Source organism: Paenibacillus sp. RRE4, from assembly GCF_031844205.1.
In the GTDB taxonomy this organism is placed as follows: domain Bacteria; phylum Bacillota; class Bacilli; order Paenibacillales; family Paenibacillaceae; genus Paenibacillus; species Paenibacillus xylanexedens_B.
On record NZ_JAUZUT010000004.1, the window covers coordinates 167,737 to 183,938 of the forward strand.

The 16,202-nt window shown below is 48.2% G+C and carries 14 protein-coding genes; 9 read left to right on the forward strand and 5 right to left on the reverse strand.

Annotated features, from left to right (window positions below; genetic code table 11):
- The first annotated feature begins 45 nt into the window (after positions 1-45).
- The 4 genes from Q9R46_RS20820 (at position 46) to Q9R46_RS20835 (ending at position 5,427) form a co-directional block, all read left to right on the forward strand.
- A complete protein-coding gene (locus tag Q9R46_RS20820; RefSeq protein ID WP_090918727.1) occupies positions 46-960 on the forward strand; it encodes an ABC transporter ATP-binding protein in 915 nt (304 codons plus the stop codon).
- A complete protein-coding gene (locus Q9R46_RS20825; RefSeq protein WP_311281611.1) occupies positions 957-1,673 on the forward strand; it encodes an ABC transporter permease in 717 nt (238 codons plus the stop codon). The genes Q9R46_RS20820 and Q9R46_RS20825 overlap by 4 nt, the downstream gene beginning before the upstream one ends.
- 1 nt (position 1,674) lies before the next feature.
- Positions 1,675-2,409, forward strand: coding sequence for an ABC transporter permease (locus tag Q9R46_RS20830; RefSeq protein WP_311281612.1), 735 nt, complete (start codon positions 1,675-1,677; stop codon positions 2,407-2,409).
- Positions 2,410-2,718: 309 nt separating this feature from the next.
- Complete coding sequence (locus Q9R46_RS20835) at positions 2,719-5,427, forward strand: PAS domain-containing hybrid sensor histidine kinase/response regulator (protein ID WP_311281613.1); 2,709 nt, start codon at positions 2,719-2,721, stop codon at positions 5,425-5,427.
- A gap of 171 nt (positions 5,428-5,598) precedes the next feature.
- Here the strand turns inward: Q9R46_RS20835 and Q9R46_RS20840 are convergent, their stop codons facing one another.
- Positions 5,599-6,552, reverse strand: coding sequence for an L-lactate dehydrogenase (locus Q9R46_RS20840; protein WP_311281614.1), 954 nt, complete (start codon positions 6,550-6,552; stop codon positions 5,599-5,601).
- 555 nt (positions 6,553-7,107) lie between these two features.
- On the opposite strand from Q9R46_RS20840, the gene Q9R46_RS20845 reads away from it, so the two are divergent.
- Positions 7,108-7,806: a hypothetical protein gene (locus Q9R46_RS20845; RefSeq protein WP_186331799.1), complete on the forward strand. Its 699-nt coding sequence runs from the start codon at positions 7,108-7,110 to the stop codon at positions 7,804-7,806.
- Between the two features lie 152 nt (positions 7,807-7,958).
- Positions 7,959-8,777, forward strand: a complete 819-nt coding sequence (locus Q9R46_RS20850) for a serine/threonine protein kinase (RefSeq protein WP_311281615.1) — start codon at positions 7,959-7,961, stop codon at positions 8,775-8,777.
- A gap of 239 nt (positions 8,778-9,016) precedes the next feature.
- Here Q9R46_RS20850 and Q9R46_RS20855 read toward each other — a convergent pair whose 3' ends face one another.
- Positions 9,017-9,226 carry a hypothetical protein gene (locus Q9R46_RS20855; RefSeq protein ID WP_145334016.1) on the reverse strand — a complete coding sequence of 70 codons (210 nt, stop codon included), beginning with the start codon at positions 9,224-9,226 and terminating at the stop codon, positions 9,017-9,019.
- Between the two features lie 210 nt (positions 9,227-9,436).
- On the opposite strand from Q9R46_RS20855, the gene map reads away from it, so the two are divergent.
- Together map and Q9R46_RS20865 are read left to right on the forward strand one after the other, a co-directional pair.
- Positions 9,437-10,183 carry a type I methionyl aminopeptidase gene (gene map / locus Q9R46_RS20860; RefSeq protein ID WP_311281616.1) on the forward strand — a complete coding sequence of 249 codons (747 nt, stop codon included), beginning with the start codon at positions 9,437-9,439 and terminating at the stop codon, positions 10,181-10,183.
- A 363-nt stretch (positions 10,184-10,546) separates the two neighbouring features.
- Complete coding sequence (locus Q9R46_RS20865; RefSeq protein WP_311281617.1) at positions 10,547-11,560, forward strand: NADP-dependent oxidoreductase; 1,014 nt, start codon at positions 10,547-10,549, stop codon at positions 11,558-11,560.
- Positions 11,561-12,003: 443 nt separating this feature from the next.
- Here Q9R46_RS20865 and Q9R46_RS20870 read toward each other — a convergent pair whose 3' ends face one another.
- The 3 genes from Q9R46_RS20870 to Q9R46_RS20880 all read right to left on the reverse strand — a co-directional run bounded on the left by Q9R46_RS20870 (position 12,004) and on the right by Q9R46_RS20880 (position 15,086).
- Positions 12,004-12,489 carry a CcdC family protein gene (locus Q9R46_RS20870; protein ID WP_186331798.1) on the reverse strand — a complete coding sequence of 162 codons (486 nt, stop codon included), beginning with the start codon at positions 12,487-12,489 and terminating at the stop codon, positions 12,004-12,006.
- A gap of 1,299 nt (positions 12,490-13,788) precedes the next feature.
- The gene (locus tag Q9R46_RS20875; protein ID WP_311281618.1) at positions 13,789-14,364 is read right to left on the reverse strand and encodes a TetR/AcrR family transcriptional regulator; all 576 of its coding nucleotides are present in this window, start codon (positions 14,362-14,364) and stop codon (positions 13,789-13,791) included.
- Positions 14,361-15,086, reverse strand: coding sequence for an MBL fold metallo-hydrolase (locus tag Q9R46_RS20880; RefSeq protein ID WP_311281619.1), 726 nt, complete (start codon positions 15,084-15,086; stop codon positions 14,361-14,363). The genes Q9R46_RS20875 and Q9R46_RS20880 overlap by 4 nt, the downstream gene beginning before the upstream one ends.
- Before the next feature lie 430 nt (positions 15,087-15,516).
- Here Q9R46_RS20880 and Q9R46_RS20885 point away from each other — a divergent pair, with 430 nt between their 5' ends.
- Positions 15,517-15,978: an RrF2 family transcriptional regulator gene (locus Q9R46_RS20885; protein ID WP_311281620.1), complete on the forward strand. Its 462-nt coding sequence runs from the start codon at positions 15,517-15,519 to the stop codon at positions 15,976-15,978.
- Positions 15,979-16,202: the final 224 nt, after the last annotated feature.

Consider the following 16,202-nt stretch of genomic DNA (forward strand, 5'->3'; position numbering starts at 1 on the left):
TTGCTTTAACCTCGGAGGGTTACGATAGTTCCGAGGTGATGATGAATGAGCGAAAATATTATTCAAACAGCGAATTTATGGAAAACATACAAGGACCGTGCGGCTGTCCGTGAACTTGACCTTCATATTAAAAAGGGAGATATCTACGGCTTCCTTGGCCCTAACGGTGCCGGCAAAACAACAACGATCCGTATGCTTCTCGGATTGATTAAACCGACCAAAGGGGTCATCCGGGTGTTCGACAAAGATATTCGGAAGGACCGTATGGACATTTTACGTCGCGTAGGTTCCTTGGTGGAATACCCCTCGTATTACGGTCATCTGAACGCGGTAGAGAATCTTGAGGTGTTGCGCCGTATTATCAACGTACCCAAGTCAAGAATTGCGGAAGTGTTATCTATTGTTGATCTGACGAAAGATGCTAAACGAAATGTAAAAGGGTATTCACTCGGGATGAAACAGCGTTTGGGCATTGCCAGCGCGCTACTCGGCGAACCGGAACTGCTTATTTTGGATGAGCCAACGAACGGACTTGACCCGGCGGGGATTCAGGAGATTCGAGAACTCATCAAACGAATGCCGCTGGAGCATGGCATCACCGTTCTTGTATCCAGCCACTTGCTCAGTGAAGTGGAGCAGATGGCGAGTCGCGTAGGCATTATACGCGATGGCAAAATGGTCATGCAGGATACGATGGCGAGTCTCCACAGTCAGACAGGCAGCTCAATCAGGCTCACGGTGTCCGAACCGGAGGCGGCCATGAAGCTTGCTCGTGAGCAGGGGCAATTTGGTCAGAGACAGGGTGCCGAGCTAACCTTCCCCTACATGGATAACAGCGCAGTTGCACTGCTGGTACGCCGACTGATTGAACAGGATCATGATGTATACCGGGTCGAAGAACAGAGACAGTCTTTGGAGGATCTCTTCATGCGTGTCATTGGCGAGGGGGCTTCCCTATGACAGGACGTGCATTATCAGCCGACTGGCTTAAAATTCGTGGCAAAGGCATCTGGTTTCTGGTGTTTCTGGCCCCAATCGGGTTAACGGCCATGCAGGCCCTGAATTTCGGATTACGTCTGGATTATCTGAAAGAGCAGTATGCCGATAATTTGTGGGGAGGTCTGCTCGGTAACGTAGTTGTTTTTGTTCCGCTCGCTTTAATGCTGGGCGCGACCATTCTGAGTTCGATGATCGCCGGAATAGAGCATGAGCAGGGGTCGTGGAAGCAACTTTTGGCGATGCCAATTCAAAGGCCAGTCGTTTATCTTGCAAAGTTTCTGCTGGCGTGTGTGCTACTAATGATCTCATGTTTGTTGTTAACGGCGGGGGTTGTTGGACTGGGGCTTGTGCTTGGTTTCGATGCCAAAGAAATACCGTGGGCACAGGCATTGAAGCTTGGACTTATGCCGCTGGCTGGTGCACTCCCTGTATTGTCCATTGAATTATGGTTTACGCTGGTATCCAAAAATCAGGCACTACCGGTTACCTTCGGCATTATTCTTGCCATCACCGGCATGTTCTCACTTATGATCTCTCCACAATTTCCACTGGCTTGGGCGCAGATGGCGTGGAGTGCTCCTAACGCGTATCTGTACGCAGGGATGGGTGCAGGTTTAGGGATTATCATTCTGCTGATAGGCATGATGCACTTCAGCCGGAAGGATGTGGCCTGATATGAATTTTGCTACAACTTATTTTCGTATCTTATCAGCGGAACGTTTGAAGATGGCCAAATCGCCAATCTCGCTTTTGGTTCTAATCAGCCCGTTGATCGCACTGCTCATCGGTCTGCTATCTTCCCCATCGGGTGATTGGATTGCATTGATGTCAGCCATGGTGATGATTCACGGTATGCTTTTGTTACCGATGCTGACAGGGGTGTTCACCTCATTTGTATGTCGTTTCGAACATGCGGGAGGTGGATGGAAACAGCTCTTGGTATTACCACTTACACGTACCGGTGTGTATTTGGGCAAATTCACGATGGTATTACTGCTCCTGGCGGTTACACAGTTGCTTCTATTCGGGAGTATCGTATTGACAGGGTTAATCCACGGGATGGCCTCACCAGTACCTTGGGGATTCCTTGTCAGCAAAATGTTGCTTGGACTTCTGGCATGTATACCGCTGGCGGCATTACAGATGTTTGTGTCTCTGGTCTGGAGCAGTTTCGCCGCGCCGCTTGCCTTGAACTTTGCTCTAACGATACCTAATATTCTGGTTGCAAACTCGGCAACGTTTGGGCCATATTATCCATGGGCACAGCCGATGATTCTGATGCTTCCCATTGAGGGATCGGGGTTCGGTGCGTTCAATGTTCCGCTCGGCACACTTATAGCCGTAGTTGGGGGGAGTGCCGCGCTATTTATGGCGATGGGCATGATTTATTTTTCGAAGAAAGAAGTATAAAGTATAAGTACGATGAGAATAACAAATGAACCTTTCCTGAGGCTTCGCATCCAAGTGATTTGGTATGCAGACAGTCTCAGTTTTTTTATATTATTTGATAAAGGTCAAATCCCATCTTTTTCATGCCTAATGATGTGAATTTCATCCTATTTGATAAGCAAAATAAGACGAGAATCTGGTAAAATAAAAAAAGCTGTTTCTAGTCAGGCGAACATGGTTATTCGAGGGTAAGACTGTTACAGCCGAAAATGGCGCATACGTAATGTGATGAAGAAAGAAGATTTTGGCTGAGAAAAGAGGGGTAGGCCTTTGGATCATAATAAAACGGAAACCCTGAAACGAATTATTTCTGAGGGTAGCTCTTACCGATCATTGTTTTTTAACCACCCGGATGCCATCTATGTGATGGACATTGAAGGGAATCACATCGATGCTAATCCTTCGTTTGAACGGTTATCCGGCTACAAGATTGAAGAGCTTGCAGGGGTGAGTCGGGATCGCATCAGCCCGCCTGAGAGTGAAAAGAGAAGAGTACAATTCATCGAAGATGTTCTGGCTGGACGTTCAGTCAGCGAAGCGATGGCTTTTTATCATAAAGATGGTTCTGTGAAACATGCACAGGTGACCTATATACCGATTACAGAAGGTGATGATGTCGTCGGCATCTATGGCATTGCCAAGGATGTCACGGACAAGGTCATCATCGAACAGGAACTGCAACAGACTCAAGAGAAGTATCAGGTATTGGCCGAACATGCGCAAGATCTGATTACAACCTGTGCCATTGATGGTGAACTCTTGTATGTCTCTCCATCTGTTCGTGCACTGCTTGGTTATGAGCCGGAGGAAGTCACAGGGAAATCATTTAAGTCCTACTGTTACCCGGGAGATTATCCGGACCCTTTGCTCATTTCTAATATTGGTAATGGATGCAAGATGAGAGTGTTACACAAAGATGGGCATTACATCTGGATGGAAACATTGGCGAAGCCCGTGACCGGGGAACATGGCAAAATAACGCAAATTGTGAGCATTAGCAGGGATATTACCCAGCAAGAGGATGCCGACAGACGTCTTCGCGAAAGCCGTGAGCGGTACAAGTCATTGTTTGAATATAATCCAGCTGCGGTATACTCACTTGATCTGGAAGGGAATTATAGTGCCGTGAACAGCAATATGGTGCAGATGCTTGATATTCCACGTGGCAAACTCATCGGACAGTCCTTTCTGTCAAATCTGGATAAAAGAGAAATACACAAAGGAGAAGCCTGTTTTGAGCTTGTGAAGCAGGGGCAAGCCCAATACTATGAGACTCGTGTTGTGAGTTCCAGTGGCCGAAAGATCGAAGTTTCAGTAACGAATGTGCCTATTATTGTAGATAAGGAAATGGTGGGTGCTTACGGTATAGTATCCGATATAACGGAGCGCAAGGAATACACGGAGCGTATTCAGGAGCTAAGCAAGCAACATGAGTTGATTCTCAATACCGTTACCGAAGGAATCTACGGTCTCGATGCGGATGGCATTACGATGTTCATGAATCCGGCGGCGGCGTCCATGTTTGGTTATGAAGCTCATGAATTCATTGGTAAAAGTTCACACCCGATTATCCATCACACCCGTGCAGACGGAAGTTATTTTCCAAAAGAGGAATGTCCGATTCATATGACGGTGCTCGATGGGCATGCGCGTTCAGTGACGGAGGACGTGTTCTGGAGAAAAGACGGCAGTAGTTTTCTCGTACAGTATCAGGTAACTCCGATTATTGACGAGGGCCAGATTCGTGGTGCGGTAGTTGTCTTTAATGACGTTACCGGTGAACGTGAAATTGTTCGCGCCAAGGAAACGGCTGAGCTGGCCGCACAAGCCAAGTCCGAGTTCCTGTCCCTCGTCAGTCACGAAATCCGGACACCGATGAACGGCATTGTAGGAATGACCGAGCTATTGGTGGGTACAGACTTGTCAGAGGAGCAGCGAGAGTATGCACAGATCATTCAAGAGAGCGGCGATGCACTGCTGAACATCCTGAATGACATTCTGGACTTCAGTAAGCTGGAGTCTGGTAAAATGGCCCTGGCCTACGAGCCGTTCTCGCTACGCAAGATGCTGGAGCAGGTTGCGGAGCTGTTCAAGCCACGGGCGGACGAGAAACATCTGGATATTCGCTTCCGTCTGAATCCGAGTATCCCTGACTATATGGCAGGGGATTCGATGCGAATCCGGCAGATTCTGGTCAACCTTGTTGGCAATGCGCTGAAGTTCACAGATCAGGGAAGCATCGATGTTACCGTCGATATTATCAAAGGAAGCAAACCTGAGGATAGTGTACTGGATTTTGCTGTGCAAGATACGGGGATTGGTATTCCTGCGGACAAGCAGGATCAGTTGTTCCAGTCGTTCTCTCAACTACATCCAGTCATTAACCGCAAATATGGCGGTACAGGACTCGGGCTGGTGATCTCCAAGAGACTTGTCGAGATTATGGGTGGAAGCATCAGTGTGGAGAGTACCGAAGGAGAAGGCTCCGTTTTCCGGTTTGCCATTCCGACGACACGAGTTGAAGCATCAGGTGAAAAGTCAGCAAGCGAGTTCAGGCATGACCGTACACGTCAAAGTGACAAGGTGGCTATGCGTATTCTCGTCGCAGAAGATCATCCGGTTAATCGGAAGATTCTCCAGGAATATCTGGAGAAACTGGGTTATGAGGCTGATGTGTGCACGAACGGTGTAGAAGCGATTGATGCCATCTCGCAGAATGCCTATGATATTGTACTGATGGATATTCATATGCCTGTGATGGACGGTCTGAAAGCCACGAATCTGTTACATCGGTTAATTCCTGAGGACCGAATTCCCCCGATTATTGCCGTAACGGGTAATTCCAGACGGGAAGATAAAGAGGCCTGTCTGGAGATCGGCATGAGGGACTTTATCAGCAAGCCTGTGATGCTAAGTGAACTGAAGCGGGTCCTCCAGCAATGGGGACCATCTGATGAGCCGTTAATTGGGCCTAGTTAAGTGGAGATGCATGTGTAGATTATTGGAGTGAAGCCCAACGGATTAAAAAGATAAGTGTAGCAGAACAACCTTCATTTCCACAGTGTGGTGAAATGAAGGTTGTTTTTTTTGTATTTTATTTAGTAGCAAGCTCGCTGATCAGACTAGTTGCTACTCCGAATTTACGGAGGCTTAGGCGATGGTCAGGCGGTTAATATTACCGGACAAAATTTCACAGGAACGCTCGAATTTCTCAACCTCGGCTTGATCGAGATTTAATTCGATAATCTCTTGAATGCCGCCCTCTCCGATGATTGCAGGGACTCCTGCACATACATTCCGCTGTCCATATTCGCCATCGAGAATCGCGGATACGGCAATGATTTTATGCTCGTCATTCAGGATGGAGCGAGTAATATGGGCAAGTGCATTCCCGATGCCAAACTGGGTTGAACCTTTACGGGTGAAAATTTCCCAGCCGGCATCTTTCGTTTTTTTGGCGATATCGTCCAGATCCAGATGTTTGAAGCGTTCCTTGTGTTGATCCAAAATGTGCAGAATAGGCTTGCCGCCAATGGTAACATGGGACCAAGCCACAAATTGGGACTCGCCATGCTCACCGAGTGCATAGCCGTGTACGCTGCGCGGGTCGATGGAGAATACCTCGGAGAGAAGTGTTTTGAGCCGTGAAGAGTCGATCGAAGTTCCCGTCCCGATGACACGCCCACGCGGCAAACCGGACAATTTCCATACCATATACGTAACAATGTCCACGGGGTTGGCTGCGACAACAAAGATACCGTTAAAACCACTGTTCATGATCGGAACCACGATATCTTTGGCAATGGATTCTGCTTCCTCCAGAACATCCAGTCTTGTCTGTCCAGGCTTTGGATTGGCTCCAGCGGTCAAAATGATGACATCCATACTGCCGCAATCGGCATACGTTCCTGCGTATACTTTCGTTCGGTTGTGTGTAAAGTCCATGCAATGGGAAAAATCGAGTGCCTGTGCTACCGCACGGTCATACGTCCGATCGACCATCATAATCTCCCTGCATATCGATTGATTGATCATCGAATATGCACAACTTGAACCCACAAGACCCGCCCCGATGACCGCCACTTTTCCTGATTTGCCTAACACTGCCTTCAGCCTCCGTTTACATTGGATTTATCCGTTACTTGATTATTGTTATGTTAAGTATAGTGCTTTATTTTATGCTGAAATTCAATTCTACGTTACATAAGATAACACATGGAAAAGCTATACAGCAATGATTCCCTCTGTCGCGGGAGCGTATTGGAGTAGTGGAGTTAACAAAATTGACATCAATTTGATGCACTCCGAAATTTAGACGGCATTTGCATATCCCGTTTTCGACATGACAGCATTCCTGTAGCTTGTCGGATGAAGAGGTTTTTTTGCGAAATATAGACCTGACAAAAGTTCTTACGAATCCCCAGAAACAGAACTAAACCGTCAAAGGGTTCTGCAAGCAGACTGACGAATACTTACCGACATGCAAGAGAAAAGCACTGGCGGGTTACATGAGGAAGGTTGTTTTAGGGTTGTTCAGGTATCATGTGCATCGTCCATTGTTGTGCAAGAGAAAGGTCACCCGAACCGATGACAGTTCGTTGCAGGAACGCTAAAGTCGTTATTTTGCAAGCCCAAAAACTTCATACCGGGAGGGAATTCATGATGATTGAAGAAGTAGGAGCAACGACGGAAACGGCCAAGAGCCTGGGTATAGGTGCCAGTACTCTTCGTAAATATGCAGCAGCACTCGAGGAGCAGGGATATCGTTTCGAACGTTCTGCGAATAAATCCAGATTGTTCAAATCCGATGATATCGAGTGCATCGAACGTCTGATGACTGAGCTTAGAGAGCATAACCTGCCGCTGGCTGATGCAGTGGTCACGGTACTATCCCCAGCAGAAGGGAAAACAGAACAGCATTCTGTCCAAGCCATTCGTGAGCAAACGGAACAGGAGTGTGCTGTAGCCAGTACGGTCTTATCCGGATCTAATCCATTACCGCCGCTGGAAGTGGATCAGTACGGTCAATTGAGATCTTATGAAGGACTCGGCCAGCTTGTAAGTGAGGTTACCTACGGTGCGGTTGAACCCAAGCCGGAAGAGGACGATCGCGTGCAGGTGTTACAGCACCGGGTGGATGAACTGGAGCTGACACTCCAGCATCTGGCGGAGACTCATCTTGCGCTCCAGGAACAGATGGAGAAGCAACGTCAGTGGATGAACGAAAAACTGGAGGAAGAACGGGATCGCGAACTCGTGACCAATTTGCGCAGCTATCAGGGGCGAAAACGAAAGTCTAAAATCACTTCACTCCGTATGTTGTTTGGCTTGATGCCAAAGAAACATAAAGAAGCTTAAATGGTTCTGCATTATGGAGGATCGTGATTTCACATATACAGCCTGCTATAATTAGCTCCAATACAACATGAAGTCCAGCCGCTGATCAGTCGTTTTCTCAGGACAGGATAGGGAAATCGATCAGACACCAGAAAGCTGGCGTGGGAGGCAACGTGGAGCTGGAGCGAAGCTGGCAAAGATTACTCGGATTATTTACAGATCGCCCTGGACGACAAGGAACAATCATAGGGGATCGTTATGTGATACGGGAGCTTCTCGGCATGGGGAGTTATGGACTGACCTATCTGTGCGTGGATCAGCAGACGGGAAGGGAAGTCGCGTTGAAGGAATCAAAGCCGAGCAAGGGAAGGCTTGCTGCGCGGCTACTGAGCAGGGAAGCGGATGTGTTACAGCACCTGAATCATCCAGCAATTCCGAAGCTTTTGGATGCTTTTAACGTGCGAAGACGGAATTATATGGTGACAGAGTATGTCCGCGGACAGACGCTGGAACAATTGATCTTCGAAGAAGGACAGCAATATACAGAGCGTGAATGCGTGGAACTCGCTTGTCAGCTGTTGGCCCCGGTAGCTCATGTACACAAGCAGGGATTCATTCATGGCGACATCCGAATCCCTAACGTCATTGTACGAGAGGGACGAGTGCATTTAATTGATTTTGGCCTGGCAAGACGCTTGGGGGAGCCGTTGTTGCCAGAGTTAAAACGCCGAATGAAAGATGTGCCTGAGTCTGAGGATGAATCGGCTATACCTGATCAGGATTTGCAGGATATCGGTCACTTTCTGCTTTTCATGCTGTATTCGGCCTATGAGCCTCAGAAGGGTAGCGCACCTGCGAGCTGGCAGGAGGAGCTTCAGCTTACGCCTGCACTGCATGAGATGCTGGAACGGCTTCTTGGGCTTCGTCCGGGTTATGAGGGCGGGGCAGGAGAGTTGCAGCGTGAGATGGATCGGTTGAGACCGTTGCTGTAGAAGCAGAAGAGCGGAGTAGAAGTTTATATAAAATTAAAAAGCAGGGGTGTTCCAAAGGCCGTATGTACGGTATCGATGGAACACCCCTTTTTTATATTTGGTGGTCAAGAGCCAGGTTCAAGTGAGGGTGGAGCCAGGACCGACGTAGAGTCATATCAGAATTGAGCCAAATTCAATCAGAGTTGAGTAAATCTAGACCTTACCTATTGTGCACAACAATGTGGTATGTTCCGTACCGTTTAGCTGGAGCTATACTTTCTGCTTTTGTAATACCCTGATCCATGGCGCTGATCCCTGTACTTCATATCGGATGAGGAATAGCGCTTGTAGCTGCGTTTGCCAGAGGAACTGCTGTATTTTTTATAGGAACGTCTGTTGGAAGAACTGTAACGTTTATGGTGAGATGAGGACTTGGAGTCGATGAGTTTGCCTATGAGTTTCTTAAACATGAGTCGTTCATCCTTTCGTGTTCAGTTTTTTTTATGCTAATACGTAGCTTGCCCAAGAGGGGTTTCGTGTTTTTGGAGAAAAAAAAGCTCATTCATTCAAAGCTTGGCGTATAATAGGATGTTGGTTCAGTTATCGGAATTTTTTATTTTGAGCGTTTCGCGTTACAATAGAAGACAGGATAAGATCATAACGGACAAGGAGTAGTTGGCATGATCACGATAAAGACGAAAGAACAGATTGAACAAATGAGAAAAGCTGGAGAAATTCTGGCTGCGTGCCATAGAGAAATTGCAAAACTGATTCGTCCGGGAATCACAACACAGGAAATTGACCAGTTTGCAGAGGCATTTATGAAAAAAAATGGCGCTATACCGGAGCAAAAGGGCTACAACGGGTACCCTTATGCGACATGCGCGTCGGTTAATGACGTGATCTGTCACGGCTTTCCGGGAAAATATGCGCTGAAAGACGGCGATATCGTTACCATCGACATGGTCGTGAATTTGGATGGCTGGCTGGCGGACTCGGCTTGGTCTTATGCAGTGGGAAATGTAAGTCCTGAAGCGCAACATTTGCTAGACGTGACGAAAAACTCTCTCTACAAAGGCATTGAGCTTGCTATTGTCGGTAACCGGATCGGAGATATCTCACATGCTATTCAAACGTATGCTGAAGGAGAAGGACTGTCCGTGGTTCGTGAATTTATTGGACACGGTATCGGAGAGAAAATGCATGAAGAACCGCAGGTTCCTCACTACGGCCCGCCGCATCGCGGTCCACGTCTCAAGGAAGGTATGGTCATCACGATTGAACCGATGTTAAACATTGGAACATTCCGCAGCAAGCTGGATTCGGATGGTTGGACTGCACGTACTTTGGATGGAAGCCTGTCTGCTCAGTATGAACATACCATTGCCATTACGGCCGATGGACCGGTTATTCTGACTGCACAATAAGATGGGGTAGGGATTCAGATGGGTGGACTACACACAGATGTAAGGCTATTCGCCCAGAATGAAAAGATGGTGTCATTTCACTATTGGCTAATTCATTTTCACTGTGTGGTAAATTTAGTTCAGAAAAGCTATAAGGCCGGGTGACTGAGATTCCTAATTAAGGATACTTGAAAAAACGATACGAAGCATGGTTCAGAGCTACAATGTGACGATATTTGTATATTTCCGGGCGGCCCACGTTTGTGATCCGCCTGTTTCGGTTTAAACTATTATGAAGATCAACATAGAGCCCGTGGTGCGCCTGTATTACTGCAGATGACAAGGACTGACCTTGGAGCCACTGGGAATCAGGAGGTTATTTTGATGACTGTAAACAAACAAATCGTACTGGCGTCCCGTCCTGAAGGGACCCCATCCAAAGAGAATTTTGAATTCGTTGAGGCATCGCTACCTGAACCGGAAGCCGGGCAAGTGCTGGTTCGTACATTATATTTGTCAGTCGACCCGTACATGCGGGGACGAATGAAAGATACGAAATCCTATGCACCGCCGTATGCCCTGAATGAAGTTATTAAAGGGGGCGCGATTGGGCAGGTTGTGGAATCCTCCGAGCCAAATTTACGCAAAGGTGATCTGGTGACAGGGATGTGGGGCTGGCAGCAATATGCTGCGGTCAATACAACGGATCTGTCGCTGATTGATTCAGACGAGGCTCCAATCACAGCCTATCTCGGTGCATTGGGCCTGACGGGTTTGACCGCGTATTTCGGCATGGAGGATATCGGAAAACCCAAAGATGGAGAGACCGTTGTGGTCTCTGGTGCGGCAGGAGCTGTGGGGATGATCGCGGGTCAGATCGGTAAAATCGTTGGTGCGCGTGTGGTCGGTATCGCAGGTTCTGACGATAAATGTACCTATCTGAGAGAAAAGCTTGGTTTCGACGTTGTGCTGAACTATAAGACGGAGCAAGATATGTCGGCAGCGATTGAAAAGGCTTGTCCTGACGGGGTCGACGTATACTTCGACAATGTTGGCGGCGATATTTCGGATGCCGTACTGCGTCATATCAATCGGAATGCGCGTATTCCGCTGTGCGGACAGATCTCGTCTTATAATCTGGAGAAACCGGATATCGGCATGCGTCCACAAACGCTGCTGCTAACGAACACGGCGCTGATGAAAGGTTTTCTGCTGGGCGACTACACGAAGTCTTTCAAGGAAGGCCGCGCCAAGCTGGCCAAGTGGATTCAGGAAGGTAAACTTCAATATGAAGAGAACATTGTGGATGGCTTCGAACGGACGCCAGAAGCTTTCATCGGTCTTTTCTCCGGAGATAATCTGGGCAAACAGCTGGTAAAGGTTGCAGACCCCGAATAGATGAAGTGGAGTTAGATCATTTGGGTTAATGGATGAATTCATTCATTCTACCTATCATAGCGGCTTCCGTATATATCGTTATGATCAAGTGGTTCTAGACTGTGATTGCTCATATTCTGATGTTGAAGACAAGCAAAAGCAGGAATAGGAGAAAGAGCAACGGCTGGAACAAAAGCAAAAGTGAAACCAAAAGCGCTAAACAAAGGCTGGAACAAACTAGAACAAAAACTAGAACAAGAGTAGGGCAAAAGTAGATCGAAACAAAGTAGGGCAAAAGCAAAAGACACGTTCTTGGCACCTTTTGACGGTGTGTTGAACGTGTCTTTTTAAATTGATGTTGATGTGATCGATGTGATTGCTAGATGCTCAATACCTTAATTGTTAAATTCTAATTGCTCTAGACCTATAAAAATCATGGCGAGCCGGGGTGTATTAGCTACCATCTAGTTCTGAACAGCGAGCACTTCCTTATAGTGTTTGTACATATATACACGCCAGCGCACAATCATACCGAACGCCAGAAGGAAGAACAGGCCTCCTGTCTGCGGAATGCTGACATATTGCTGGATGACTTCATGCAGAATCAGGCGTACAGCCAGAAGTCCTAGCAAAATGAAGGCAAAGCTGCGGGAACGTGTGGCAAAAATCTCTTCTCCTACGCGTTCAAACTTGGTGCTGCGAATGAGTGGATACGAGAAAATAAACCAGCCGACCAGAAGCGCGATGAGCGCCCACAACCATGGAACATGGGTCTCCGGTACAACAAACATAAAAAAGCCTGTGCTCATGCCGAGCGGCGGAATAATGATTTTACGGATGGTGACCGGCCGGTGGCTGGCTTTCATACGAATGAAGATGGCAAGTAAGGCCATGACAAGCATGCCAACGGTCGCCCCGATTTGAAGATAGTACGGAGAGATTTGAGCCACGTAAACGCCCTCTTTCTACAATGATATGTAATCCGTTGAATCGGATAAGATACAAAAAGACCTGATTTTTCAGTTCCTATTATAGCACAAACACATGAACTCGATAGAACGCATATCTTTTAAAAATGCAGACAATATTGATCGTTCTTTATTCGGAAAATATGTAGAAAATGTCTGAAAACTCTGAAGAAAGCAGATTTTGCCGAATTTTCGATCCAAGCAAGGAAGGGTTTTCCCGCAGGCGTGAAGGGGCACGTCAAGGGAAAGTGACATAGCAGGGGGCAAAAAGTGGGGAAAAACACGCACTTCAGTAGGTTTCAAGACACGCTCTAGTATTGTTCCCGCTGAGTTATCGTTTATTCGAATAAAAGGAAATTAAGCAGATAGACTAACAGATGTACTAATGGTTGCACTAAGAAGAGATTACTGAAACAGATGTACAGGCATGGGATGGTGTATCTAAACTCGTTAACCTCTGCTCTTGCTCCTGCACATCAGTCCTGCAGGCTAACGATCACCAGGAACCTTATTTGCCGCATTTTCTGCTCATTTTAATTCTAACGATCAGGAGAAACCTTATTTTGTGAATTTTCGGTCTTTTTCACGGTTTCCAGCCCCGTTTCGAGAGAAAAGCGTCTCTGGTGATCGTTAGAATTTCAAGAGGCTGTTTATCGAGCATATAAGGTCTGTGGTGATCGTTAGAATTCTGACGTACTTACGGAGTCTCAACTTTGTTGGGGGGATTGTAGTAGATTGGTCAGATTCAACGGATCAGACGGCGGAGGTGAGCTTAGTTGTAGGCATGCTTGGATTAGAGCGCGTAGCATGTGCTGGAACTTAAACGTTACGAAAAGTCTGGTTCGTTTGGTTGGACAGGGCTTCGATTACTGGGTGCATCCCGTCCAGACCATCTTTCCTTGTTTGGTTACTTACTCGTGTCCTGACTGTTCTCTTTTGCTTGGGTACTTAGGCTGGTTTCGGCTTGTTTCCTCACCTCATGTGTACAAGGCTGACCACGCTCAGTCTTGCCATGAAGAGGGGCACCGCCTGTGCCAGGAGCTACAAGCGGTGCGGGAAAGGGGACTTCGTTCGTTTGATTAGATAGACTTCGATTACTGGGTGTAGCTCAAGTCCTGAGAGTATCTTCCTTCGTTCGGTTACTTACGAGCGTCTTGGCTGTTTTTCTCTTGCTCGGATACTTAGGATACTTAGCGTTGTCCAGAACGTTAGCTCCTGTTCATAGGAACGATAAGCTAAAAATGCTGGAGTATATCCCGACAGAGTTAGCCTCGCCCTTGTTTATACGTCTTCGGACAGGTGGCGCAGCCCGTGGAGAAAAGCGGATACGGTCAGACGCAGGCTATCGTCCGGACTGAAATCCATGCCGAAGCCGCCCTGTGCCTCAATGGAGGCAAAACCATGGCAGAGGCTGCGTAATCCCCGAACAGCATGCAATGCTTGCGCTTCGGTGAGGGGGTATGGCTGCAAGGTATGCAGCAGCGTGTTCAGCAGAGCTGTTGTGCATGCCGCGAGCTGCGGTTCATTCAGGTCGGGCGCATGGTATGAGGCTTCGTAGAGCCCGGGATGCTGGCGAACGAAGCCTATATAAGCGGCGGCGATGGCTTGAATGGCCTCGTCGTCGGTGCGATCCGCCGTAGCCTCGTTTATGGCAAGGCCAAGCTGTTGCACTGACATCAGCGCCAGTTCCTGGCGAAGCCCGGGGAGTCCGCTGATGTGGTTATAGAGCGACGGCGAGCGCACATCCAGCCGCTTCGCAAGAGCGGCCAGGGTCAGCGCCTCGAAGCCGTCGCTGTCCACGATCTGGATCGCGGCGTCAAGCAGCGCGCCGCGATCCAGACCTTGCCGGGGGCTCATCGCTGCCCCCCGGCTGGTTGCAGTCGCTGCCGAGCATCAGCGACTGCCGCGCGCATGGCCGCCGCGGGCTGGCGGAGCATTCGTCCGTGGCCAACGGCCAGCACGGACGGCTCCAGCTCCGCCAGGCGCTTCGCGCTGGCTAGTGCCGCTTCGCGATTCCACGTGGCCAGCGCAGGGAACGGGAAGAGCGGGCGCACGCGGCCGGACACGGCGAGGCCCCCGCGCACTTGATACGCATCGCCGGCGATCAACACGCGGCTGCGTGTATCCATGAAGGCCATATGCCCAGGCGTATGGCCTGGAGAAGCAATAGCGACCAGCGATCCGATCTGGTCGCCATCTTCGAGCAGGCGATCCGGATTCGTACGGATGCCTTTGGGCACACTGCCGCGTACCGGGGTCTGTGGCTCGTTCGGCAACAGCGACATGTCCCCGGTTAACAGCTTGGCATCTCGGCTTGAGATGCATACCTCGGCATCGGGGAGCGCATCCTTGAGACCATCAAGCGCCCCAACGTGATCCGCATGGGCATGGGTCAGAATGATGGTGGTGATGGGTTTCCCCAAGGAAGCGGCTGTCTCCAGAATACCTTTGAGACTGAATGGCATGCCTGCATCAATCAGGGTCAAACCTTGTTCCTCTTCAACAAGATAGACATTTACAGGAAAGAGACGGGGAAGAAATGAGACTTGGTGAACATCGAATTCACGGGTGATCCGCATCGGAAATCCTCCTAAAACTAATGATGTTAGTAATATAACTAATGTCATTAGTTTATGCAATATAAATTTTCGTCGTAACCGGATAACTTCTAAATCAGCTTGAAATCAAACTTTACAAAAAAAGCGTTTTCAAAATGAAGATTAGCGATTATAATAATCACGTAAGCCCTTTCATATGTCTATCTTATTGGAGCCCTTCGCGAAGCGATAGGCTCACTTTTTTATGCCTAGAACGTTTTCAACATCAGGTTTTGAACCAGCTTTCAACAGACTACCAAGAGAGTGTAAGTATTGATATAACAGGGAAAACTACGATCCAATGACGTTCAGGAGCAAATGTTGACAAACATAACTGTTATTCATATAATGACAGTTATACTTACCTTGGAATGAAGTTCATCGGTGTTGTATGCCGGGAAGGGAGTAAGTTATGAACAGCGAATTTACCATTGCGGTGCATTGTCTTGTTTTTCTATCGTTGAGAAGCGAGTGTATGGCCAACAGTGAAGACCTGTCTCAAAGTGTGGGCACACACCCGGCCAGAGTCCGCAAGGTACTGAGTGTTCTGCGTAAACATGGTTACTTGACGACCAAAGAAGGTGCTCATGGGGGATACTTGCTTAGTCGGCCAAGTGAAGAGATCAAGCTTGGAGAAGTGTACAGATTGGTCGCTGGAGGTTCGCTGGGGCCAAGCTGGTGCTCAGGCGAATCGGGTTCACCGTGTAAAGTTTCCTCTAATATGCAAGGTGTAATGGGAGCTATATACGATGGAGGAGAAGAGGCGCTGAGCGCTTATTTCGACCGTATATCCATTTTTGATGTGATGCAAAGCATCGAGCGCGGAGAAGGACCTTTTCCGATGGAAGAAGTATCTACCGAAGAGAAGACCTGATTGGGTGCTGTCAGAGTCATCGCATTAAGTATATGATGATGACGTAGTTAAACAGTCATGGGAGAGAAGTGTAAGAGATACGTATGCTCCGGTGTAAAAGAGTTTGAAAGATGAGGTGATTCCGGGCATAACGTGAACACAGATGGGGAGCGTTCGTCTGCGCTGATGTTATTTTCGGAAGGCCTGTGCTTGAGGCGGATTGGCTTTCAAGGCGTGCTTTGCGA